The sequence below is a fragment of the Streptomyces sp. NPDC057424 genome (assembly GCF_042803315.1).
GTDB lineage: Bacteria > Actinomycetota > Actinomycetes > Streptomycetales > Streptomycetaceae > Streptomyces.
On the sequence record NZ_JBHVCP010000030.1, the window covers coordinates 34,575 to 57,904 of the forward strand.

General features: G+C 72.6%; 20 protein-coding genes and 1 pseudogene. 11 read left to right on the forward strand and 10 right to left on the reverse strand.

Annotation, left to right across the window (positions count from 1 at the left end; all coding sequences use genetic code 11):
- The first annotated feature begins 5 nt into the window (after positions 1-5).
- Genes tal through ACFU3E_RS23175 form a run of 7 tightly spaced genes read left to right on the forward strand, consistent with a single transcriptional unit; the run spans position 6 to position 8,413 of the window.
- A complete protein-coding gene (gene tal, locus ACFU3E_RS23145) occupies positions 6-1,151 on the forward strand; it encodes a transaldolase (RefSeq protein ID WP_384161274.1) in 1,146 nt (381 codons plus the stop codon).
- Entirely contained in the window at positions 1,148-2,821 is a 1,674-nt protein-coding gene (zwf, locus tag ACFU3E_RS23150) for a glucose-6-phosphate dehydrogenase (protein WP_384161277.1), read from the forward strand. The genes tal and zwf overlap by 4 nt, the downstream gene beginning before the upstream one ends.
- Positions 2,818-3,753: a glucose-6-phosphate dehydrogenase assembly protein OpcA gene (opcA, locus tag ACFU3E_RS23155; RefSeq protein WP_384161280.1), complete on the forward strand. Its 936-nt coding sequence runs from the start codon at positions 2,818-2,820 to the stop codon at positions 3,751-3,753. The genes zwf and opcA overlap by 4 nt, the downstream gene beginning before the upstream one ends.
- Positions 3,746-5,410 (forward strand): glucose-6-phosphate isomerase, encoded by a 1,665-nt coding sequence (gene pgi / locus ACFU3E_RS23160; protein ID WP_384161283.1) that lies wholly within the window; start codon positions 3,746-3,748, stop codon positions 5,408-5,410. The genes opcA and pgi overlap by 8 nt, the downstream gene beginning before the upstream one ends.
- Position 5,411: 1 nt before the next feature.
- Positions 5,412-6,296 carry a phosphogluconate dehydrogenase (NAD(+)-dependent, decarboxylating) gene (gene gnd, locus ACFU3E_RS23165; RefSeq protein WP_384161287.1) on the forward strand — a complete coding sequence of 295 codons (885 nt, stop codon included), beginning with the start codon at positions 5,412-5,414 and terminating at the stop codon, positions 6,294-6,296.
- Positions 6,297-6,299: 3 nt separating this feature from the next.
- Positions 6,300-6,887, forward strand: a complete 588-nt coding sequence (locus ACFU3E_RS23170; RefSeq protein WP_384161290.1) for a histidine phosphatase family protein — start codon at positions 6,300-6,302, stop codon at positions 6,885-6,887.
- 59 nt (positions 6,888-6,946) lie between these two features.
- Positions 6,947-8,413, forward strand: coding sequence for a membrane-associated oxidoreductase (locus ACFU3E_RS23175; protein ID WP_384161293.1), 1,467 nt, complete (start codon positions 6,947-6,949; stop codon positions 8,411-8,413).
- Here ACFU3E_RS23175 and ACFU3E_RS23180 read toward each other — a convergent pair.
- Together ACFU3E_RS23180 and ACFU3E_RS23185 are read right to left on the reverse strand one after the other, a co-directional pair.
- Positions 8,400-10,196: a bifunctional sugar phosphate isomerase/epimerase/4-hydroxyphenylpyruvate dioxygenase family protein gene (locus ACFU3E_RS23180; protein WP_384161295.1), complete on the reverse strand. Its 1,797-nt coding sequence runs from the start codon at positions 10,194-10,196 to the stop codon at positions 8,400-8,402. The genes ACFU3E_RS23175 and ACFU3E_RS23180 overlap by 14 nt on opposite strands.
- Positions 10,197-10,210: 14 nt before the next feature.
- Complete coding sequence (locus ACFU3E_RS23185; RefSeq protein WP_384161298.1) at positions 10,211-11,086, reverse strand: shikimate dehydrogenase; 876 nt, start codon at positions 11,084-11,086, stop codon at positions 10,211-10,213.
- Between the two features lie 141 nt (positions 11,087-11,227).
- Between ACFU3E_RS23185 and ACFU3E_RS23190 the strand changes: the two genes are divergently transcribed.
- Together ACFU3E_RS23190 and ACFU3E_RS23195 are read left to right on the forward strand one after the other, a co-directional pair.
- Complete coding sequence (locus ACFU3E_RS23190) at positions 11,228-11,893, forward strand: TetR family transcriptional regulator (RefSeq protein ID WP_384161301.1); 666 nt, start codon at positions 11,228-11,230, stop codon at positions 11,891-11,893.
- A gap of 163 nt (positions 11,894-12,056) precedes the next feature.
- Positions 12,057-13,415, forward strand: coding sequence for an MFS transporter (locus ACFU3E_RS23195; protein WP_384161304.1), 1,359 nt, complete (start codon positions 12,057-12,059; stop codon positions 13,413-13,415).
- A gap of 122 nt (positions 13,416-13,537) precedes the next feature.
- On the opposite strand, the gene ACFU3E_RS23200 is transcribed toward ACFU3E_RS23195, so the two are convergent.
- Complete coding sequence (locus tag ACFU3E_RS23200) at positions 13,538-13,948, reverse strand: VOC family protein (protein WP_384161307.1); 411 nt, start codon at positions 13,946-13,948, stop codon at positions 13,538-13,540.
- A 218-nt stretch (positions 13,949-14,166) separates the two neighbouring features.
- On the opposite strand from ACFU3E_RS23200, the gene ACFU3E_RS23205 reads away from it, so the two are divergent.
- Positions 14,167-15,396, forward strand: a complete 1,230-nt coding sequence (locus ACFU3E_RS23205) for a serine hydrolase domain-containing protein (protein WP_384161310.1) — start codon at positions 14,167-14,169, stop codon at positions 15,394-15,396.
- A 6-nt stretch (positions 15,397-15,402) separates the two neighbouring features.
- Here the strand turns inward: ACFU3E_RS23205 and ACFU3E_RS23210 are convergent, their stop codons facing one another.
- The 3 genes from ACFU3E_RS23210 to ribA form a co-directional block, all read right to left on the reverse strand.
- Entirely contained in the window at positions 15,403-16,560 is a 1,158-nt protein-coding gene (locus ACFU3E_RS23210) for a saccharopine dehydrogenase family protein (protein ID WP_384161313.1), read from the reverse strand.
- A complete protein-coding gene (locus ACFU3E_RS23215; RefSeq protein ID WP_384161315.1) occupies positions 16,550-17,614 on the reverse strand; it encodes a saccharopine dehydrogenase in 1,065 nt (354 codons plus the stop codon). The genes ACFU3E_RS23210 and ACFU3E_RS23215 overlap by 11 nt, the downstream gene beginning before the upstream one ends.
- Before the next feature lie 144 nt (positions 17,615-17,758).
- Positions 17,759-18,418: a GTP cyclohydrolase II gene (ribA, locus tag ACFU3E_RS23220; protein WP_384161317.1), complete on the reverse strand. Its 660-nt coding sequence runs from the start codon at positions 18,416-18,418 to the stop codon at positions 17,759-17,761.
- Positions 18,419-18,459: 41 nt separating this feature from the next.
- On the opposite strand from ribA, the gene ACFU3E_RS23225 reads away from it, so the two are divergent.
- Positions 18,460-19,188 carry a creatininase family protein gene (locus ACFU3E_RS23225; RefSeq protein ID WP_308311361.1) on the forward strand — a complete coding sequence of 243 codons (729 nt, stop codon included), beginning with the start codon at positions 18,460-18,462 and terminating at the stop codon, positions 19,186-19,188.
- A gap of 107 nt (positions 19,189-19,295) precedes the next feature.
- On the opposite strand, the pseudogene ACFU3E_RS23230 reads toward ACFU3E_RS23225, so the two are convergent.
- From ACFU3E_RS23230 to ACFU3E_RS23245, 4 genes and pseudogenes are all read right to left on the reverse strand, one after another.
- Positions 19,296-20,441 (reverse strand): annotated as a pseudogene (locus ACFU3E_RS23230) (lysylphosphatidylglycerol synthase transmembrane domain-containing protein); the annotation flags it as partial.
- Positions 20,438-21,568, reverse strand: a complete 1,131-nt coding sequence (locus tag ACFU3E_RS23235; RefSeq protein WP_384161320.1) for an SAM-dependent methyltransferase — start codon at positions 21,566-21,568, stop codon at positions 20,438-20,440. The gene ACFU3E_RS23235 and the pseudogene ACFU3E_RS23230, both read right to left, overlap by 4 nt.
- The gene (locus ACFU3E_RS23240; RefSeq protein ID WP_384161323.1) at positions 21,565-22,770 is read right to left on the reverse strand and encodes a glycosyltransferase family 4 protein; all 1,206 of its coding nucleotides are present in this window, start codon (positions 22,768-22,770) and stop codon (positions 21,565-21,567) included. The genes ACFU3E_RS23235 and ACFU3E_RS23240 overlap by 4 nt, the downstream gene beginning before the upstream one ends.
- Entirely contained in the window at positions 22,767-23,165 is a 399-nt protein-coding gene (locus ACFU3E_RS23245) for a 6-pyruvoyl tetrahydropterin synthase family protein (protein WP_384161326.1), read from the reverse strand. The genes ACFU3E_RS23240 and ACFU3E_RS23245 overlap by 4 nt, the downstream gene beginning before the upstream one ends.
- Positions 23,166-23,330 lie beyond the last annotated feature (165 nt).

A 23,330-nucleotide genomic window follows, 5' to 3' on the forward strand; every position in this document is an offset into this window, starting at 1 on the left:
AGAAGATGATCACTGTGACCGAAGCGACCGCGAGCGCGGGAGCACTCGAGCGCCTCTCCGACGAGGGTGTGTCGATCTGGCTCGACGACCTGTCGCGCCGGCGGATCGAGTCCGGCGGCCTGGCCGGGCTCGTCGCCACGAGGAACGTCGTCGGCGTCACCACCAACCCGGCCATCTTCCAGGCCGCCATCGGCTCCGGCGCGGGCTACGAGGAGCAGCTCGCCGACCTGGCGGTGCGCGGTGTGACCGTCGACGAGGCCGTCCGCATGATGACGACCGCCGACGTCCGGGCCGCCGCCGACGTGCTGCGGCCGGTGTACGAGGCCACCGGCGGCCGGGACGGCCGGGTCTCCATCGAGGTCGACCCCCGGCTGGCGCACGACACGAGGGCGACCGTCGCCGAGGCCCGGCAGCTGGCCTGGCTGGTGGACCGCCCCAACGTGATGATCAAGATCCCGGCGACGAAGGCGGGTCTGCCGGCGATCACCGAGGTGACCGGCGCGGGTATCAGTGTCAACGTGACGCTGATCTTCTCGCTGGAGCGCTACCGCGAGGTGATGGACGCCTACCTGTCGGGGCTGGAGAACGCGCGGGCGGCCGGCCTCGACCTGTCGGCGGTTCACTCGGTCGCGTCGTTCTTCGTCTCCCGCGTGGACTCCGAGATCGACAAGCGGCTGACGCTGCTGGGCACGGACGAGGCCCTCGCCCTGCGGGGCCGGGCGGCCCTGGCCAACGCGCGGCTCGCCTACGAGGCGTACGGGCAGGTCTTCACCGGGCCGCGCTGGCAGGCGCTGGAGGAGGCCCGCGCGAACCGCCAGCGCCCCCTTTGGGCCTCCACCGGTGTGAAGGACCCCGCCTACAAGGACACCCTGTACGTGGACGAGCTGGTCGCCCCCGGCACGGTCAACACCATGCCGGAGGCCACGCTGAACGCCGTCGCCGACCACGGCGACGTCCAGGGCGACACCGTCACCGGCGGTTACGACCGGGCCCGCGCGGACCTGGCGGCCGTCGGACGGCTCGGCATTGCGTACGACGAGGTGGTGCGGCAACTGGAGGACGAGGGCGTGGCCAAGTTCGAGGTGGCCTGGCAGGACCTGCTGGACGCGGTCACCAAGTCCCTCAACAGCAAGGGAGTTGACTCGGAATGAGCGACGGGATCCCCCAAACGGCCGAACAGGAGACCAAGGGGAGCAAGGAGGAGAAGGAGGCCCGGGCCGCGCAGGAGGCGGCCGGGGTGGAGCAGACCGGGGTGAGCGGCACGACGGAGGCCGCCCCGGGCACGGACCGCGCCGACACCGACTTCAGCAACCCGCTGCGCGACGCACGCGACCGCCGCCTGCCCAGGATCGCGGGGCCCTCCGGGCTCGTCATCTTCGGCGTCACCGGCGACCTGTCCCGCAAGAAGCTGATGCCGGCCGTGTACGACCTGGCCAACCGCGGTCTGCTGCCGCCGGGCTTCTCCCTGCTGGGCTTCGCCCGCCGGGACTGGGAGAACCAGGACTTCGCGCAGGTGGTGCACGACGCGGTCCGCGAGCACGCGCGGACCCCGTTCCGCGAGGAGGTCTGGCAGCAGCTCGCCGAGGGCATGCGGTTCATCCCCGGAGACTTCGACGACGACACGGCGTTCAAGCAGCTGCGCGCCGCCGTCGAGGAGCTGGACGCCTCCCGGGGCACCAGCGGCAACTACGCCTTCTACCTGTCGGTGCCGCCGAAGTTCTTCCCCAAGGTCGTCCAGCAGCTGAAGAAGCACAAGCTGGCCGACGCTCCCGAGGGATCCTGGCGCCGCGCGGTCATCGAGAAGCCGTTCGGGCACGATCTGCGGTCGGCCGAGGAGCTCAACGCGATCGTGCACGACGTGTTCGACCCGGAGCAGGTCTTCCGTATCGACCACTACCTCGGCAAGGAGACCGTCCAGAACCTCCTGGCACTGCGTTTCGCCAACCAGATGTTCGAACCGATCTGGAACCGGTCGTACGTCGACCATGTGCAGATCACCATGGCCGAGGACATCGGCATCGGCGGCCGGGCCGGGTACTACGACGGCATCGGCGCCGCCCGTGACGTCATCCAGAACCACCTGCTCCAGCTGATGGCGCTCACCGCGATGGAGGAACCGGCCGCCTTCGACGCGGCTTCGCTGCTCGCCGAGAAGCTGAAGGTCCTCAAGGCCGTGCGGCTGCCGCAGGACCTGGGGCAGGGGGCCGTGCGCGGGCAGTACGCGGCGGCCTGGCAGGGCGGCACGAAGGTGCGCGGCTATCTGGAGGAGGACGGCATCGACCAGTCCTCCACGACGGACACCTACGCCGCGGTCAGGCTCCAGGTGGAAAACCGCCGCTGGGCCGGCGTCCCGTTCTACCTGCGCACCGGCAAGCGCCTGGGCCGCCGGGTGACGGAGATCGCGGTGGTGTTCCAGCGGGCGCCGCACTCCCCCTTCGACTCCACCGCGACCGAGGAGCTGGGCTCCAACGCGATCGTCATCCGCGTCCAGCCGGACGAGGGTATGACGGTCCGCTTCGGTTCCAAGGTGCCGGGCACGTCGATGGAGATCCGGGACGTCACGATGGACTTCGCCTACGGCGAGTCGTTCACCGAGTCGAGCCCCGAGGCGTACGAACGGCTGATCCTCGACGTCCTCCTGGGCGACGCCAACCTGTTCCCCCGTCACCAGGAAGTGGAAGAGTCCTGGAAGATCCTCGACCCGATCGAGCAGTACTGGGCCACGCACGGCCGGCCCGCGCAGTACGCCTCGGGCAGCTGGGGACCCGAGGAAGCCGACGAGATGCTCGCACGAGACGGACGGAGCTGGCGCAGGCCATGAAGATCGACCTGACCGACACCACGGCAAGCAAGATCAACAAGGCGCTGGTGCAGGGGCGCCGCGCCATCGGCACGCCTGCCGTGGGCATGGTCCTGACGATGGTGATCGTCACGGACGAGGAGAACGCCTACGACGCGATCAAGGCGGCCGAGGAGGCCTCGCACGAGCACCCCTCGCGCACTCTGGTCGTCATCAAGCGGCACGCCCGCACCCCGCGCGACCGCCAGTCCTCCCGCCTGGACGCCGAGGTCCGGGTGGGTGCCGACGCGGGCACCGGGGAGACGGTGATCCTGCGGACCTACGGCGAGGTGTCCGACCACGCCGACTCGGTGGTGCTGCCGCTGCTGCTGCCGGACGCGCCGGTGGTGGTGTGGTGGCCGGTGGACGCCCCCGAGGTGCCCTCCAAGGACCCGCTGGGCGCGCTGGCCCAGCGTCGGATCACCGACCTGTACGCCGTCGAGAACCCCCTGGAGACGCTCCGGTCCCGGGTCCGCGCCTACGCGCCCGGTGACACCGACCTCGCCTGGACCCGGCTGACGCCCTGGCGTTCGATGCTGGCGGCGGCGCTGGACCAGGCCCGGGTGCCGATCACTTCGGCGGCGGTGGAGGCCGAGGCCGAGAACCCGGCCGCCGAGCTGCTGGCCCGCTGGCTGGAGGCCCGGCTGCACGTCCGGGTGGACCGCGTGGTCACCGCCGGGCCGGTCGTGACGGCGGTGCGCCTGGGCACGCGGAGCGGTGAGATCGTCATCGACCGCCCGGAGGGGCCGCTGGCCACGCTGACCCTGCCGGGGCAGCCGTCGCGCACCCTCGCACTGAAGGTCCGTGCCACCTCCGAACTGATCGCCGAGGAGCTGCGGCGCCTCGACGCCGACGAGATGTACGCCATCGCCCTGAACGGCGAGGCAACCGAGGAGACCCCTGCTCATGTCTGACTCCCCCTCCGGTTCCCCGAGGCTCACCCGGCGTCCCGAGTGGACGGCCCTGGAGGACCACCGCACGGACGCCCTGCCGCGGCCGGACCTGCGTGAACTGTTCGCGGCGGACCCGGGGCGCGCCGAACGCTACGTCGTGCACGTGGGCGACCTGCGGATCGACTACTCCAAGCACCTGGTCACCGACGAGACACTGGCCCTGCTCCAGGAACTGGCCGCGGCGACCGACGTCTTCGGGTTGCGGGACGCCATGTTCCGCGGCGAGCGGATCAACGTCACCGAGGACCGGGCCGTCCTGCACACCGCGCTGCGCGCCCCGCGGGACGCGGTGATCGAGGTCGACGGAGTGAACGTCGTCCCGGGCGTGCACGCCGTGCTCGACAGGATGGCGGCCTTCGCGGACCGTGTGCGCTCCGGGGAGTGGACCGGCCACACCGGCAAGCGGATCCGCACCGTCGTCAACATCGGCATCGGCGGCTCCGACCTCGGCCCGGCGATGGCCTACGAGGCGCTGCGCCCGTTCACCGCGCGGGAGCTGACCTTCCGCTTCGTGTCGAACGTGGACGGCTCCGACCTGCACGAGGCGGTGCGCGACCTGGACCCGGCGGAGACGCTGTTCATCGTCGCGTCCAAGACCTTCACCACGATCGAGACGATCACCAACGCGACGTCGGCGCGCTCCTGGCTGCTCGACGGCCTGGGCGGCGACGAGAAGGCGGTGGCGAAGCACTTCGTCGCGCTGTCGACCAACGCGGAGAAGGTCGGCGGCTTCGGCATCGACGTCGACAACATGTTCGAGTTCTGGGACTGGGTCGGCGGCCGCTACTCGTACGACTCCGCGATCGGCCTGTCCCTGATGATCGCGATCGGCCCGGACCGCTTCCGGGAGATGCTCGACGGCTTCCGCATCGTCGACGAACACTTCCGCAACGCCCCCGCGGAGGCCAACGCCCCGCTGCTCATGGGCCTGCTGGGCATCTGGTACGGCAACTTCCACGACGCCCAGTCCCACGCCGTCCTGCCCTACAGCCACTACCTGTCCAAGTTCACCGCCTACCTCCAGCAGCTCGACATGGAGTCCAACGGCAAGTCGGTGGACCGCGACGGAAACCCGGTGGAGTGGGAGACCGGGCCGGTGGTGTGGGGCACACCGGGCACCAACGGGCAGCACGCCTACTACCAGTTGATCCACCAGGGCACCAAGCTGATCCCGGCGGACCTGATCGGCTTCGCCCGCCCGGTCGCCGAGCTGAGCGACGAACTCACGGCGCAGCACGACCTGTTGATGGCCAACCTGTTCGCGCAGGGGCAGGCGCTCGCCTTCGGCAAGACCGCCGACGAGGTGCGCGCGGAGGGCGTGCCCGAGAAGCAGGTGCCGCACCGCACGTTCCACGGCAACCACCCCACCACCACGATCCTGGCCACCGAGCTGACCCCGTCGGTCCTCGGCCAGCTGATCGCCCTCTACGAGCACAAGGTGTTCGTGCAGGGCGCGGTCTGGAACATCGACTCCTTCGACCAGTGGGGCGTCGAACTCGGCAAGGTCCTCGCCAAGCGCGTCGAGCCCGCCCTGACCGAGGGCGCAGACGTCCCCGGTCTCGATCCGTCCACGGCCGCGCTGGTGGCCGCCTACCGCAATCTTCGGGAAGTGAACTGATATGCAGATCGGTCTTGTGGGTCTCGGCAAAATGGGCGGCAACATGCGCGAGCGCCTGCGCAACGCCGGCCACACCGTCGTCGGCTACGACACCAACCCCGAGAAGTCCGACGTCGCCACCCTGGCCGACCTCGTCAACCAGCTGGAAGCACCGCGCACGGTCTGGGTCATGGTCCCGGCCGGCGACCCCACCCAGCACGTCATCGACCGTCTGGCGGACCTCCTCAAGCCGTACGACACGGTGGTCGACGGCGGCAACTCCCGCTGGACGGACGACGAGAAGCACGCCGAGGAGCTGAGCAGGCGCGGGATCGGCTTCGTCGACGCGGGCGTCTCGGGCGGCGTGTGGGGCCTGAAGAACGGCTACGCCCTGATGGTCGGCGGCGAGAAGGAGTACGTCGACCGGCTGCGGCCGATCTTCGAGGCGCTCAAGCCGGAGGGCCCGTACGGCTTCGTCCACGCGGGCAAGGTGGGCGCCGGGCACTTCGCCAAGATGGTCCACAACGGCATCGAGTACGCGATGATGCAGGCCTACGCCGAGGGCTGGGAGCTGCTGGAGGCCGTGGACTCCGTGGACAACGTCCGCGAGGTGTTCCGCTCCTGGCAGGACGGCACGGTCATCCGCTCCTGGCTGCTGGAGCTCGCGGTCGACGCGCTCGACGAGGACGAGCACCTGGAGACCCTGCGGGGCTACGCCCAGGACTCCGGTGAGGGACGCTGGACCGTGGAGGCCGCGGTCGACAACTCCGTGCCGCTGCCCGCGATCACCGCATCCCTGTTCTCGCGGTTCGCGTCCCGGCAGGACGACTCGCCGCAGATGAAGATGATCGCGGCGCTGCGCAACCAGTTCGGCGGCCACGCCGTCGAGTCCGCGAAGAAGGCGTAGCACGTGGGCGATCTGCTGCTGGTCCGGCACGGCGAGACGGAGTGGAGCCGGAGCGGACAGCACACCAGCTTCACCGACCTGCCGCTCACCCGGCAGGGTGAGCGGCAGGCCACGTCGCTCGCCCCGCTCCTCGCGGGCCGCTCCTTCGCGCTGGTCCTCACCAGCCCGCTCGGCCGCGCGGTGCGCACCGCCGAACTCGCGGGCCTGACGGGGGCCGTGCGGGACGCGGACCTGCACGAGTGGTACTACGGCGCCTACGAGGGCGTCACCTCGGAGGAGGTTCACCGCACCCGGCCCGACTGGGACCTGTGGACCGACGGCGGGCCGTCCGGGCCGGAGGGCCGGCCCGGCGAGTCCCCGGAGGAGGTAGGCGAGCGGGCCGACCGGGTGCTGACCCGGGCGGCCGAGGCCCTGCCCGAGGGTGATGTGATCCTGGTGGCGCACGGCCACTTCCTCCGTGTGCTGACGGCCCGCCGGCTGGGTCTGTCCCCGGCTGAGGGACGGCTGTTCCGGCTGGAGACCGGGACGGTCTGCCGGCTGTCGACCGAGCACGGCCGGCCCGTGATCGCGGAGTGGAACACCAGGGCGTAACCGTCCCCGGCCGGAGGGGAGTTGACAGCCTCCGGCCGGGCGCGTCAGAGTCCCCGCTGATGGAGATCGACAACATGACACCCGCCGAGGAGCAGGTGTGGCGTGCCTTTCCCCGCGGGCAGGACGTGGACTTCCGGGGCCCGGCCGACGAGGACCCGGCACGGGGGGCGGACTGGGGACCCGAACGGACCGTACGGGCGGCCGTGGTGCGGGCCCTGCTGCTGAGCGCGCCGCAGGAGGACGGGGAGACCGCCGCCCTCAGGCTGGCGGGCGCGCGGATCACCGGGGTGCTGAACCTCCAGTACGGCGAGATCGACCACGCCGTGCGCCTCAGTGCCTGCTCCTTCGAGAACGTGCCCGTGCTGTACGCGGCGCGGCTGCGCCAGCTGAACCTGCGCGGCTCGGTCCTGCCCGGCCTGGACGCCGCCACCGTGCGCGTGGACGGCGTCCTGCGCCTGTCGGACTGTGTGTTCGCCGGGCCCGTACGGCTGGGCGGGGCGCAGATCTCCGGCGCGCTGTTCATGGACGGGGCCGCCATCGGCGAGCCGCCGTCCGGCGAGCCGGCGCTCCAGCTCAACCATGTGACCGTCGGGGACGGCCTGTCGGCGCCGGGCATGCGGACGCGCGGCGAGGTGCGGCTGACGGGCGCGTCGGTCGCGGGCTCGATCGACCTCAACAAAGCGCGGCTCGAGGCCGGTGCCGGTGAGGTCGCCCTCGACGCGGAGACGCTCACGGTGGAGGGCGACACGCTGCTGCGCGAAGCGGGCGTACGGGGCTGGATCGGCCTGCGGGGCGCCCGGATCGCGGGCCGTCTCGACCTGTCGCACGCGCGGCTGGCGAACCCGGGCGACGCGGCGCTGCGGGCCAGCAGCTGCACCATCGGGGAACTCTGGGTGCGCAAGAGCCCTCCCATGGAGGGCACCCTCAATCTGCGCCGCGCTCAGGTGGACGTGCTGTTCCTGGAGCCGGAGGCGGTCCCCGGGGAGGTCCTGCTCAACAGTCTCGTCTACACCTCCCTCACCCCGCACGAGCCCGCCGAGCGGCGCCTGGAGATGCTGGAGCGGGACGGCGAGGGCTATGTCCCGCACGCGTACGAGCAGTTGACCGCCGCCTATCGCAGGATCGGCGACGACCCCGCCGCCCGCCTCGTCCAGCTCGCCAAGCAGCGCCGCCGGCGCGGCACCCTGCCCTGGTACGGCCGGCTGTGGGGCCATGTGCAGGACGCCACCGTCGGCTACGGCTTCCGCCCCCTGCGGGCCGCAGGCTGGCTGGTGTCGCTGCTCGTGGTCGGCTCCCTCGCCTACGCGCTGCACCATCCCGAACCGCTGAAGGCCGACGAGGCACCGCAGTTCAACCCGGTGTTCTACACACTCGACCTGCTGCTGCCGGTGATCTCCTTCGGGCAGGAGGCCGCGTTCGCGCCCACCGGCGGGTACCAGTGGCTCTCCTACGCCCTCGTCCTCACCGGCTGGATCCTCGCCACCACCGTCGTCACCGGCATCACCCGGACCGTCAGCCGCCAGTGAGCGAGCGCACCGTGTGCTGCGCGGCGAGCCGCACCGGGGCGTTGGCGGCGCCGTAGCCCCGGTAGCCGCCGTCGCGCTGGACGAGCTCGAAGAAGACGCGGCCGACCGTGCGGGTGTAGCAGTGGCGGAAGACGCCGTGGGCGTCGCGGTCGTAGAGGATGCCGAGGTCGCGGTAGGTCTCCAGCTCGCCGTCGGCGAACTCGAAGCGGGCGGCGAGGTCGTCGTAGTAGTTCGCCGGGACCGGCAGCGGACTGCCGCCCGCGTCCCGGAAGCGGCGTACCGCGGCGACCACGTCGTCGGTGGCCAGGGCGATGTGCTGGGCGTGGACGGTGTCGTCCGTGGGCGCCGCGCCGACGGTGAGGGCGATCCGGACGCTGCCGTCGGGGCTGGTGACGGCACGGCTGCGCATGAGGCCGTACGGGTCGGCGACGTCCACGCTCTCCTGGGCGTGCAGACCGAGTACCCCGCGGTGGAAGAGGGCCGCCTCGTCGAAGTGGTGCCAGGGCTGGGTCAGGGCGAGGTGGTCGATGCCCCGGATGCCCTCCTGGCCCGACGGCCGGCCGGTGGCCTCGAAGTCGGCCCGCCAGTCGGGCAGTTCCGGGCGCCCGGTGGCGCAGAAGAACAGCTCCGTGCCGTCGGGGGCGGCGACCGCGTCGAGCGGGGCGTCCTCCGGGGCGCGGCGGCGCGGCAGTACCGGCGCGAGCAGTGCCTCGGCGCGCCGGGCCGCTCCGGCCGGGTCCGGGGACTCCAGCCCGATCGCGGCGAGCCGGGTGCCGTCCCGGCGCACGGCCGGCCCGGTGTTGACCAGGATCCGGGCGTCGCCCTGCTCCCACAGGCCGACGGGCTTGCCGCGGTGCCGTGCGGTACGGGTGAAGCCCAGGGCCCCGAGCAGGGCGGCGAGGGGTTCGGCGTCGGGCGTGACCAGCTCGGCGAAGGCGACGCCGGTGGGGACGACCGGGCTGGGCAGGGGCGCCTTGCCCACCGTCTCCTGGAGGACCAGCAGGGAGCGCCGGGCGTCGACGGCGGTCGGGCCGGCGTCGGCCTGCCGGAAGACGTCGTTGAAGATCTCCAGGGACAGGGGGCCGTCGTAGCCGGTGGCCAGCACGTGCCGCACCAGCCCCGCGACGTCGAAGCCGCCCTGTCCCGGGAAGCAGCGGTAGTGGCGGCTCCACTGCAGGACGTCCATGGCGAGCAGCGGGGCGTCGGCGAGCTGGAGGAAGAAGATCTTCTCGCCGGGGATGCCCTCGATGCCCTTGGGGTCCGAGCCGCGGGACAGGATGTGGAAGCTGTCCAGGCAGGTGCCGAGCGCGGGGTGGCCGGCCGTCTCGACGATGCGCCAGGCGTGGTCGTACGTACTGACGTGCCGCCCCCACGCGAGCGCCTCGTAGGCCACCCGGATGCCGGACTCCCCTGCCAGGTCGGCGAGTCGGCTGAGCTGCTCGGCGGCGAGGGCGTCGTCGTCCACCGCCTGCGGGGAGACGCTGGAGCAGACGAGGACCGTGTCGGCGCCGAGCCGGCGCATCAGCTCGAACTTGTGCCGGGCCCGCCGCAGGTTCCGGGCGAACTCGGCCTCGGGGACGGACTCCATGTCCCGCATCGGCTGGTAGAGGTCGATGCGGAGCCCGAGGTCGGCGCAGCGGGCGCGGATGTCCTCGGGAGTGAGGGGGGCGGCCAGCAGGTCGTCCTCGAAGATCTCCACCCCGTCGAAGCCGGCCCGGGCGGCGGCTTCGAGTTTCCCGGTGAGGGAGCCGCTGAGGGAGACGGTGGCGATGGACGTACGCACGTCGGTACCTCTCTCTAGTTCGAAGCCCCGACGGCCCCGGCCAGTTCGGTCAGGTCCGCCAGCATCCGCGCGGCATCGGGTTCCCCGCCGGTGAACAGGCGGAACGCGTCGGCGGCCTGGAAGGCGGCCATGCCGCCGCCGTCGAGGGTGGCGCAGCCCAGGGCGCGGGCGGTGCGCAGCAGCTCGGTCTCCAGCGGGCGGTAGACCACCTCGGCCACCCACAGCCCGGGGTGCAGCAGCTCGGCGGGCAGCGGCAGGCCGGGGTGGGCGGCCATGCCGGTGGGGGTGGCGTGGACGACGCCGTCGGCGTGCGCGAGCAGCTCGGCCTGCCGGTCCGGCCGGGCGGCGGCCGCGCGGCCCTCCCCGAAGGTCCGGTTCAGGGAACCGGCCAGCGCCGCGGCCCGGTCGGGCAGGGCGTCGACGACGGTGACCCGCCCGGCGCCGAGGGTGAGAGTGGCGTGGGCGACGGCCGCGCCCGCACCCCCGGCGCCCAGCTGCACGACCCGCTCCAGCGGCGCGTCGGGCAGCCCGCGCGCGAAGGACGCGGCGAAGCCGGTGACGTCCGTGTTGTGGCCGACCGCGCGGCCGTCCTCGAACACGACCGTGTTGACGGCGCCCAGCGACTCGGCCTGCGGGGCGAGCGCGTCCAGGTGCTCGATGACGAGCTGTTTGCACGGGTGCGTGATGTTGAGTCCGTCGAAGCCCAGGTCGCGGGCGGCCCGCACCAGGTCTCCGGCCGCCTCGGGCGGCACCCCGAGGGTGTCGATGTCGATCAGCCGGTACACCAGGCGCAGGCCCTGCCGGCCGGCCTCCCGCTCGTGCAGCGCCGGGCTGAGGGACGGGCCGATGCCGGAACCGATCAGTCCGACGAGATACGACTCCTTGGGCACGCGCGCCTCCCGAGCGGCTACTAATGTACGAACTAGTACGTTAGCTATATCAGCCGCGCACGGGCTCGGGAAGACCCCGCGGACGAACGGGCCTCTGCTTCTAGAATCACCGGCACCGGACCCTCCGCCCGAAGGAACCTGATGACCAGCGCCGAAGAACCGGCACGCCCCGGCGAGCGCATCCGTGACGCCGCCCGCACCCGGGCGGAGATCCTCGACGTCGCCACCCAGGAGTTCGCCCGGGTCGGCTACGACGGGGCCCGGGTGGACGAGATCGCCGCCCGCACCCGCACCACGAAGCGGATGATCTACTACTACTTCGGCGGCAAGGAGCAGCTGTTCACGGCCGTGCTGGAGCGCGCGTACGGCGTGATCCGGGAGGCCGAGCAGCAGCTCGACGTCGATCACCTGGACCCGGTGGCGGCGATCCGGCGCCTGGCCGAGCTGACCTTCGACCACCACGAGCAGCATCCCGACTTCATCCGCCTGGTCAGCATCGAGAACATCCACGAGGCGCAGCACATCGCCGGTTCCGAGAAGCTCGGGAAGATCGGCTCCCCCGCCCTGGACGTGATCCGCCGGATCCTGGCGTCGGGTCAGGAGTCGGGCCTGTTCACGGCCGACGTCGACGCCGTCGACCTGCACGCGATGATCTCCTCCTTCTGCTTCTTCCGGGTCTCCAACCGGCACACCTTCGGCGCGCTGTTCGGCCGCGACCTGCTCGACGGGGCGCAGCGCGCGCACTACCGCGCGATGCTGGGCGACATGGTGATCGCGTACCTGACGGCGGAGCGCACGGCGGACTGAACACCCCGCGCGCGACCCCTTGACACCGGCGGCACGCGGGCGCAGCATCACTGGCCATCCCCTACTAACTACCCAGTGGGTTAATTAGCCGCGATCCGGCACGTCCCCCTCTGCTCGCCGTTCGTCTCACTCCGCCTAGGGTGGAGCCCCCCAAGGAGCCGCCGTGTCCGTCCCCGCCATGCCCTCAGGGTCCGCCGCCCCGCCCGGTCAGCCCAGGAAAGCCGCCACCGCCGCCTGGATCGGCAGCGCCCTGGAGTACTACGACTTCTTCATCTACGGCAGCGCCGCCGCGCTGATCTTCCCCGAGGTGTTCTTCGACGAGTCCGACCCGGCCACGGCGACCCTGCTGTCGCTGGCCACGTTCGGGGTCGCGTACGCCGCGCGCCCGGTCGGCGCGCTGTTCCTGGGCCACTTCGGGGACCGTGCGGGCCGCAAGAAGATCATGGTCTTCACGCTGATGCTGATGGGCCTGTCGACGTTCCTCATCGGCTGTCTGCCGACCCGGGACCAGGTCGGCAACCTTGCTCCGGCCCTGCTGGTGCTGTGCCGGGTGCTGCAGGGCATCTCGGCGGCGGGCGAGCAGGCCAGCGCCAACTCCATGACGCTGGAACACGCGCCACCGGGCCGGCGCGGCTTCTTCACCAGCTTCACCCTCAGCGGCACGCAGGGCGGCCAGCTGCTGGCCACGCTGGTCTTCATCCCGGTCGCCGCGCTGCCCGAGGACCAGTTGCTGTCCTGGGGCTGGCGGCTGCCGTTCTGGCTGAGCGTCGCGGTCGCCGTCGTCGGCTACGTCATCCGCCGCAGGCTGGACGAGACGCCGGCCTTCGCGCAGCAGGCCGCGGAGGAGGGCGTGGCCAAGCTGCCGCTCGTGATCCTGCTCCGCGAGCACTGGGCGGACGTGCTCCGGGTGATCGCGGCTGCGCTGATCGCCTCGGTCAGCACGATCTTCACGGTGTGGGCGCTGGCGTACGCCACCAGCGACGCGGTCGGCATGTCGCGTACGGCCATGCTGTGGGTGGGCGCCCTGGCCAATGTCGTCGCGCTCGCCGCGATCCCGCTGTGGGCGACGCTGTCCGACCGGATCGGGCGCCGCCCGGTGTTCCTCATCGGCGCGGTGGGCAGCGCCGTGACGATGTTCCTGTACCTGTGGGCGGTCTCCACGGGCTCCTACCCGCTGACGTTCCTGACGGGCATCGTCTGCTTCGGCGTGGTCTACAGCGCCGCGAACGGCGTGTGGCCCGCCTTCTACGGCGAGATGTTCGCGACCCGGGTCCGGCTGTCCGGCGTGGCCATCGGCACGCAGATCGGTTTCGCGGCGGCCGGGTTCGCGGTGACGTTCGCGGCGCAGATCGCGGGGCCGGGGGGCGACGACTGGCCGGCGGTGGCGCTGTTCACGGCGGCGTTGTGCGTGCCGCCCGTGATCGCGGCGGTGTCGGCGCGGGAGACGCACCGGGTGCCCACGGAGTCGCTGGGGGAACGCGCCGAACCCGGAGCCGTTCAGGAGGAGAAGGTGACGGCCTGAGGCCGTCGTTCCCTGCCGGTCCCTCTGGGCCCGGCCGTGGACGGTCCACGGGTGCGGGGGCGTGGGGGCTGGCCGCGCAGTCCCCCGCGCCACCGAGGAACCTTGCCCGGCGCTCGATGCGTTCAGCTGTTGGACCAGGCCCGCCGGCACAGCACCAGGCGGTAGCCGTCCGGGTCCTCGACGGTGGCTCCCCACTCGTTCCAGTAGGGGTTCGGGGACTCCACCCTCTTCCCGCCGTGCTCCTCCAGGCGGGCGACCAGGTCGTCCGGGACGGGTCCGTCCACGTAGACGACCAGCAGGTCCTCCTCGGTCGGGCGGGGCTCGACGGGGCGGGCGGGCTCGTGCACGAGCTCCAGGTGCCAGTCGGCGTCGGGCCAGCCGAGCATCAGCAGGTCGTGCTCCCCGGGTCCGTCCCCGCCCTCGGCCCGCCACACCACACGGAGCCCGAGCCCTCCGCTCCAGAACCGCTCGGCCGCCACGAGGTCCCTGGAGGGACGGGCGATACGGATGTGACTGCGACCGTTCACGGGCATCGTGACCTCTTCTCCGGCGTACGGCGGGGCGACGACCCGAGCCTAGGAAACCCGCCTCCACCAGGCCATCGGCCATTGGTCCTGCGCCCCTGGCCTCAGGGCCCTCGCTCACGTGTTCCTGCGCGATCATGAACCGTTCCTGCACCACGATGGGGTCTGAGGCGGTCCGGGCGGGGTATGCCGGATCTCACCTCGACGAGCGCGACGGGAGAAGAGCCATGGCACAGCTGCGACAAGAGGTCGATCCGGGTGAGGCCGGACTGGATCCGCAGGTGCTGGGCCGCCTGGACCGGAACTTCGCCCGGCTGGTCGACGACGGGCGGCTGCCGGGATTCCTCGTGTCCGTCGCCCGGGCCGGACGCGTCGCCCACCTCACGACGCACGGCCTGCGCGACATCGCGGCCGGGCTCCCGGTCGAGCCCGACACGCTGTGGCGGGTGTACTCCATGACGAAGCCGGTCACCGCGGTCGCCGCGCTGCTGCTGGTGGAGGAGGGCCGGCTGTCGCTCGACGACCCGGTCGCCGGCCACCTGCCCGCCTTCGCCGACCCGCGGGTCTACGTCGGCGGCTCCGGGGCGGATGTCGAGACCCGCCCCGCCGACGGCCCCATACTCGTCCGGCATCTGATGACCCACACCTCGGGTCTGACCTTCGGCTTCTACCACACCCACCCCGTCGACGCCCTGTACCGCGAGGCCCACCTGGAGTCGTCGGTGCCGCCGGGCGCGAACCTGGCCGAGACCATCGAGGTGTACGCGAGCCTGCCGCTGCAGTTCGAGCCGGGCACCGAGTGGAACTACTCGGTGGCCAGCAACGTCCTCGGCCGGATCATCGAGGTCGTGTCCGGGCAGCCGCTCGACGTGTTCTGCGCCGAGCGGATCTTCGGGCCGCTCGGCATGACGGACGCGGGCTTCCACGTCACGGACGCGCAGGCGCCCCGGCTCTCCGAGATGTACGGGGAGAAGGAGGGCGGCGGCATCGAGCCGTTCCCGGGGCTCCCGCTGCGCGGCCGGCCGCGGTTCCTGTCGGGCAGCGGCGGCATGGTGTGCTCGGCCCACGACTACCACCGCTTCATGGAGCTGCTGCGCCGCCGGGGCGAGCTCGACGGCGTGCGGCTGCTCGCCCCGCGGACGGTGGATCTGATGACCCGCAACCACCTGCCCGGCGGTGCCGACCTGCGGGCCTTCGGCAGCCGCCCCGCCCACGACGAGCCCGGCAACGAGGGGCTCGGATTCGGTCTCAACTGCTCCGTGGTGATCGACCCGTCCCGCACCCTGGTGCCGTCCGGGCTCGGCGCGTTCGGCTGGAGCGGTGTGGCCACGACGACGTTCTGGGTCGATCCGGGCCGCGACCTGACGGTGCAGTTCATGACGCAGGTGCGGCCCAGGACCTCCCACACGGTCTTCAAGGACCTCAAGCGGCTGGTCCACGAGGCCCTGTCGGAGTGAGACTCGCTACTGGTCGACACGGAGCGTGAACTCCACTCCGTCCCGCGCGAGTTCACGCAGCCACTGCTCGGACCGGGCGGCCGTCCCCGCGGCGCGGTTCAGGCCCGGCGGCAGGGAACCGTCCAGGACGTGGCGGACGCCCAGGGCGAGGGTCCGCGAGACGCAGCGGGCCATCGCGCTCTCCTCGGCGTCGCCCACCAGGTCCAGCAGGCAGCCGCCCGCCCAGGTCCGCCCGGACTCGGCCCGCACGTCCAGCGACACGGCGAGGACGACCCGGTCACGGTCGTCGTCCGTGGTGGGGTAGGTGGCGGCCAGTTCCCCCGCCAGGGCGGCGATACGGTCGTCGTCGCCGGTCCTCAGCTCCTCGAAGACACCCTCCCAGGCGCGCAGCCAGCCCCCCAGACGCAGGGTGCCGCGGACGAACGTGCGCGGGGTCCAGGCCTCCGGCAGGCCGTACTGTGCGACGAACGGGACGCTGTCACGGTTGGGGTAGACCTCGAAGGTCTCCCCGCCGACGACGTGCCGCCGCGTCGCCTCCCAGGGCCGCCCGGCGACCGTCTGCGCACCGTCCTCGATGTAACGGGCCGGGGAACGCAGGGCGTTCAGGACACCAGCGGGTGCCCAGCTGAAGCGGTACGTGAAGTCGTTCGGGACGGCGGGGACGCCGCCGCAGTACGACGTGAGGGCGTACGAGGCGGGCGTCGCGTCGCCGATCGCCTCCCGGGCCCGGGCGACCAGGGCGTGGGCGAAGAAGTGGTCGATGCCCGGGTCGAGCCCGGCCTCGGCGAGGACGACGAGCCCGGCCTTCCCGGCGGCGGGCACCTGCTCCAGCACCGCGTCCGACACATAGCTGGAGCACGCGAAGTGCGCCCCCTGCCGTACGCACGCGGCGAGCAGCGGGGCGTGCTCCGGCGCGGGCAGCATCGACACGACGACATCGCCCGGCGCGAGTTCGGCGGCGAGCGCGGACAGCGTGTAGGCACGGGGCTCGGCGCGGCCGGTGAGGCCCAGCCGGCCGAGGGCGTCGGCGGCGCGGGCCTCGGTGCGGTGCCAGAGCCGGACGCGCCCGGCGGTCTCGCACAGCGCGGCGAGACCGCTGCCCGTGGACAGGCCGGCGCCGATCCAGTGGACGGTGCCGCTCGCCGTCGCCGGTTCAGTGGCCATGTGGCTCCTCCTCCTTGTCGAGGCCGTGGGCGCGGGAGGCGTCACGGAACCGGTCCAGGCAGCGTCCCCAGGGCCCCGAGACGCCGAAGTCGAGCAGGTGGGGCAGCAGGGCGGCCGAGAAGTCGGCGCTGGACTCCAGCGGCAGCAGGGAAGGCAGGTTGTCGATGGCGATGAGGTCGAGCGGGGGGTCGTCGCGCAGCCGGCGCACGGGCTCGTCCCAGGAGGTGGTGTCGTCGTACACGGGAAGGACGTTGAGCGGGGAACCGACGTCGCAGGTCACGTCGCACAGGGTGCGCAGACGGCGGCCGGGGGTGTCGAGGTCCTGCTCGTGCAGGAAGGGCGGGACGGGGCTGGTGGCGAGCACCGCGTTCACCATCACGTCGTGCCGCAACAGGGCGGGGCGGTCCAGGTGCCGGGTCTCGGCGAGGTCCCAGCAGGTCGGGTCGACGCCTGCGGTGGCGAAGGCCGTGCGGGCGCCGCGGCCGCTGCGGCCCAGGGCGCCGATGACGAGGCCGGCGAACTCGGCGTCGCCGGCGGCGGGCTTCAGCGTCTCGTCCAGGTCTCCCTTGGTGGTCGGCGCCAGCGGTGCCCGCAGCCGGTCCCGGTGCCGGAGCACGGCCAGGGCGGCGCCCAGATAGCCGGCCCAGAAGCCGAAGGCGGCGAGGCGCCGGCCGGTGTCGTCCACCAGGTACTCCAGGTCGAACAGCGCCCCGCCCCCGGTGGCGAACCGGCCCAGCAGCTCCGCCGCTCCGGGCTGGTTCTTGTAGGCGTGGCCGAAGAAGATGTGCCGGTGCGTCAGTGCGGCCGGGTCCTGGGGCAGTTCCTTCAGGCCGAGCACGACGGCGTCCCGCGGCGCCGTCACCCAGGAGCCCGCGGGCGCGACGCGGCAGCCGGCCGCCTCGAACTCCTCGATCGGGAAGACCCGCTGCGGGGACTCCTCGACGGTCAGTTCCACTCCGTTGCCGACGAGCCGCCGGGCGTCGTCGGGCACGATCGGAGTGCGTCGCTCGGTCGTTCGGGCCTCGTGGCGCAGCCACAGATGGAGCTCGGTCATACCAGTGGGCCTCCGGCGTGAGGCGCCGGCCGGTGAGGGCCGACGCTCAAGGGGCGGACGTCCACGAAGCGTACGCGGCCCGCCTGCGGGTCGCGCCCGGATGCGCCCAGGTCACGTCGGGGAAGCCAAAACCGGCCGAGGCGGTCAGGAGGAGCTGACCACCGCGTCCAGGTGGGGCAGATGATGGTCGAGGCGCTCCCGCTTGGTGCGCAGGTAGGTGATGTTGTTCTCGCACGGCGGGATCAGCAGCGGCACCTGCTCGGCGACCGTGATGCCGTGGTCCACCAGTGCCTCGCGCTTGCGCGGGTTGTTGGACATCAGCCGCACGGACCGCACGCCCAGGTCGTCCAGGATCCGCGCGGCGACACCGTAGTCGCGGGCGTCGACCGGCAGGCCGAGGGCGAGGTTGGCCTCGACGGTGTCCAGACCCTCCGCCTGCAGGGCCATGGCGCGCAGCTTGGCGAGCAGACCGATGCCGCGGCCTTCATGCCCTCGGAGGTAGACCACGATGCCGGCGCCCTCGGCGACGACCGCGCGCAGGGCGGCGTCGAGCTGGTCGCCGCACTCGCAGTGCTGGGAGCCGAAGGCGTCGCCGGTCAGGCACTCCGAGTGCAGCCGGATGAGGACGCCGTCCGTGCCGATCTCTCCGTAGACCAGGGCCACCTGTTCGTCACCGCGGTCATGGTCCAGGTAGCCGACCGCCTGGAATTTCCCGTACACGGTGGGCAAGGGCGCATTCACGACGCGTTCCACGCCGGTCCGCTGCGCTGACTTCTTGCCGAGTACGCCAATTTTTTCTGTCATGATTCTCGAGTTCCTAAGCAGAGACGAAAGGCCGTGACGTTATGAGTGATCTGGTGCCGGCGGACACCACGGAAGACGTACGGACGCGGGGCTCCGGTGTCTCACGGCAGGTCGCGGTGCTTCCCGTGGGGAGCTTCGAGCAGCACGGTCCGTACCTCCCGCTGGCGACCGACACGCTCGTCGCCTGTGCCGTCGCGCGGGAGATAGCCGGCGCGTACCCGGTGCACCTCCTTCCTCCGGTGACGATCTCGTGCTCGCACGAGCACGCGGCCTGGCCGGGGACCGTCAGCATCTCCTCGGTGACCCTTCATGCGGTGGTACGGGACATTGCGGCTTCGCTGCGCCGGTCCGGGGTCGACGCCCTGGTGGTGGTCAACGGGCACGGCGGCAACTACGTGCTGGGCAACGTGGTTCAGGAGTCCTCCGCGCGCGGCGAGCGGATGGCGCTCTTCCCGGCCGCGGAGGACTGGGAGGCGGCGCGCGAGCGGGCGGGTGTGGTCACCTCGCTGCTCACCGACATGCATGCGGGGGAAATAGAGACCTCCATCCTTCTGCACGCTCATCCCGAAATGCTCCGACCCGGTTACGAGACTTCCGATTTCGTCGCTGACGACCGGCGTCATCTGCTCACCCTCGGCATGTCCGGCTATACCGATTCCGGTGTCATCGGCCGTCCTTCGCTGGGTTCGGCGGAAAAGGGGAAGGAACTCCTGGCGAGCCTCGCGGATTCCTTCGGGGCGTATTTCTCGATGCTGGCCTCCGACGCGTAGTCACCCTGCGGCGCGGGGACGGGTTCCGGGGCCGCCACGGTGGCCCCGGCCCCCTCCCGCAGGCCCGCGTACCAGCGGGCGACGAGCACGATCAGGCCGGGCAGGCTGGCCACCAGGCTGAGGACCCCGTAGACGACCGCGACGGCCAGTCCCCGGCCGGCGCCCAGGCCCGCCGCGCCGAACGCCCAGGCGGTGACGCCCTCCCGGGGCCCCCAGCCGCCGACGTTCAGCGGCAGGCCCATCGCCAGCAGGGCGAGGACCGCGAGGGGCAGCAGGACGGCCACGGAGGCGGCGGTCCCGGCGACACGAGCGGCGAGTACGAACATCGCGACGTAACCTGCCAGCACCACCACGGAGGAGACAACCACTCCCGGCCCGTTCTGCCGCGACAGCAGCCCTTCGCGGGCCTCGGCGAGGACCGCGCGCAGCCTGCGGCCGCGGGGGGAGGGTGCCACGCGGTTCATGCGCAGGGCGAGGACGACGGCGAGTGCCCCCACGGCGGCCAGGGCCGCGAGCGGGGTGACGTGCCGGGCCTCGGCCAGCACCGGGGACGGCATGGTCAGCAGGACGACGGCCCCGAGAGCGAACAACGCGATCTGCCCGGCGGCCCGTTCGAGGACGACGGCCTTCACGCCCCGCCGCACGTCCCCCTCGCTCTGCCCGTGCCGCACGGCCCGGTGCACGTCGCCGAGGACGCCGCCGGGCAGGGCCGCGTTCAGGAACAGCGCGCGGTAGTAGTCGGCGACGGCCGGCCCGAACGGCAGCCGGATCCTGAGCCCCCGGGCCACGATCGCCCACCGCCACGCGCTGCACACGGTGGTGACGAGACCGATGCCGAGCGCGAGCAGCAGCGACACCCCGTCGATCCGCCGCAGCCCGTCCAGGAAGACGCCGGTTCCGAGCCGCCAGAACAGCACCGCCAGGATGGCGATTCCGGCGACGGTGCCGAGGTGCGTGCGGACCTTGGGGGAGGCGAGGCGGGCCAGCGCCGTGCGGATCGGGCCGGGCGACGAGGTGGTGGCGCTGTCCGGGCCGGCATCCGGCGACGGGGCTCGGGCCGTCCGGCCGGGGCCGGCCGCGGCGGCGGGCTCGCTCCCGGCGCCCACGGCCGGGCGCGGCACGGCCGCGTCGGCCCGGGCCGCACCCGCAGCACCGGAGACCGCGGGCACTCGGGTGCCGCTGCCGGTCAGGGGGGACCGACGGTTCTCGGTGAGGGTGGTGCGGGGGCGCGTTCCCGTCGCCTGGGGGCTCATGACGCTCCGCCTGCCGGGCGGGACAGGGCCAGGAGGTCGACATGGTGGACGGTGACGCGCAACTCGCCCGCGGCGCAGGCCGCCAGCCGGTTGGTCAGATAGACGTCGGCTTCGGCCCGCAGCTCGGGGCGCTCCTCGACGGCGGCACCGACCCAGCCGCGCAGCCACTGCTCGGTGAGCGCGGCCTGCTCGGGGCCGAGTCGCCAGGGGCTCGGGTGCAGCCGTACGGTCGCGCCGTGCTCGGAGAACGCCTCGGCCGCCGCCGTGACCGCGTCGGGGCCGAGCAGTCCGTCGCGGCGCTGGTGGTCGTTGAACGCCTGGGCGAGCTCCGCGTCCAGCGGGTGGGACGGGGTCAGTTCCACCCGCCCGGCGACGGACAGTGTCAGCAGGGCGGGGCAGCCGGCCCCGGCGCAGGCGGCGGCGAGGGTGCCGACCTCCTCGCGGGTGAGGACGTCCAGCAGGGCGGACGCCGTCACCAGGGACGCGCCCTGCAGGGCGTCCGGGGTGAGGCGGGCGACGTCACCGCGCCGCGTCTCCACGGAGACCCGGCTGCCGTCGGCGGCCGAGCGCGGGGAGGAGACGGCGGCGAAGTGCAGCAGGTAGGGGTCGCGGTCGTGCAGGATCCAGTGCTGGGCCCCGTCCAGGCGGGGGGCGAGCCAGCGGCCCATCGAGCCGGTGCCGCAGCCCAGGTCGTGGATGACGACGCCGCCCGGCTTGCCGGGCATGTTGGCGAGCCGGATCCGCAGCGGGTCGAGCAGGTCGTGCGCCCGCCCGGCGGCGTCGGCCGGCTCCCGCAGCTCCAGCCACTCGGGCGCGTACCGGGGCGGATCGTCCGGGTTGGCCTCACGCAGCTTGACGGTCGGCCGCGAGCCGGGCTTGCCGCTGGGTCCGGCGCCGGGGATGACGGCCCCGGGCACCTGCCCCGGACCGAAGGCGACACTGGAGCCCAGGCCGGGGAGCACGGCGTTGTCGCCGGGCACCACGCCCGCGGTGCCCGCTCCCGCGGCCTGCCCCGGGCCGGGCTTCCCGCCCGGCGTCACGCTGTCCGTCACACCCGTGCCCCCTCTCGGCCCGGGCTGTGCCGGAATCGCCCCGCTCTGCTGGGTCGTCGTCGCCGGGTTCGTCATGCGGCCCTCCGGGGTTCGGTCGGGAGCCGGCGCAGTACCGCCGCCAGGCTCTGTGCGGTCGTCGCCCAGCCGCCCAGGGCGGCGCGGCGGCTGCGGGCGGCGGCCTTCAGGCGGCGTCGTACGTCCGCCTCGCCGAACCAGCCGCGCAGTTCGGCGGCGATGGCGGCGGGGTTCTCCGGCGGGACGAGGATGCCGGGCACTCCCCCGTCCGGGGCGCGGCCGACCGCCTCCGGCAGCCCGCCGACGTCCGTGGCCATCACCGGGATGCCCCGTGCCAGGGCCTCGGTCACCGCCATGCCGTACGTCTCGGCGTAGGAGGTGAGGACCATCAGGTCGGCCGCGGCGTAACTGGCGTCGAGCGCGGGGCCCGACTGCGGCCCGGCCAGCTCCAGCCGGTCCTCGAAACCGTGCTTCTTGATGAGGGACCGCAGGTGGGCGACGTACTCCGGGTCCTGGGTCAGACCGCCGACGCACACGCAGCTCCACGGCAGGTCGCTCACCCCGGCCAGTGCCTCCACCAGCCGGTGCTGGCCCTTGCGCGGGGTCACGGCGGCCACGCACAGCAGACGCGACACACCGTCGGTCCCGGGTGCGAGCGGCGCGATGTCGGCGCCGGGGGCCGCGACGTGGACCCGCTCGGGGGGAAGGCCGTGGTGGGAGACCAGGCGGCGGACCGCCCAGTCGCTGGTGGCGATCACCGCCGGCACGGCCCGCAGCACCGCCCGCTCCTTGGCGTCCAGTTCGGCGGCCACCGCCGCGTCCAGCCCGGTCTCGTCGCCGAGCGGGAGGTGGACGAGGACGGCCATGCGCAGCCGTTCCGCCTCGGGCACCACGATCTCCGGCACACCGCAGGCCACCAGCCCGTCGAGGAGCACGACGGCCCCGTCGGGCAACGCGGTCAGGGTGCGCGCCAGTTCCGTACGGGCGTCGGCCCCGGGCCGGGGCCAGTCGCCGGTCACGGCGTGCTTGGTCACCTGCCAGCCGAAGCCGGGCAGGTCCAGGCACACGCGACGGTCGTAGGCGTTGCCGCCGCTGGGTGCCGTCGGGTCGTCGACGCCACCCGGCAGCACGAAGTGCACGGTGCGGAGGGACATGGGGATGATCTCGGCGTTCTTCAGGGAGGCGTGCTGCACGGGAACATAATTCAGCCGCGCAGGTGCCGGACCCATGTGCTCGGGCCGTTCGATGGTCGTGTCGGTCACAGCGCACGCTCGTAACTCGCCCAGGCGATGTGCGACTCGTGCAGCGTGACGGTGAGGGCCGCGATGCCCTTGGCGCCCTCGCCCAGCGCCCCCTTGTGGATGCGCTCGGCGAGCCGGTCGGCGATGACCTTGGCGAGGAACTCCGTGGAGGTGTTGACTCCGGCGAAGTCGGGCTCGTTGTCGAGATTGCGGTAGTTCAGCTCGCTGACGACCGCGCCCAGTTCCTGGGTGGCGAGCCCGATGTCGACGACGATGTTGTCCTCGTCCAGCTGCTCGCGCCGGAAGGTGGCGTCCACGAGGAACGTGGCCCCGTGCAGGCGCTGCGCGGGTCCGAAGACGTCGCCACGGAAGCTGTGGGCGATCATGATGTGATCGCGGACGGTGATGCTGAACAACGGACGACCCTCCAGGTGCGGCGCGTCTGTTCCCCGCTCTCGGTGCCGGGGATGCCGGGTAGTACGGCTCGTTGCCTTCCCTTGTTCAGCCTTCCGTACGTCTTTTCTCAGGTCAGGCGCTCTTGTCGTGGCGAAGTCGTACCGGATGGAACGAATCGTCGGTCG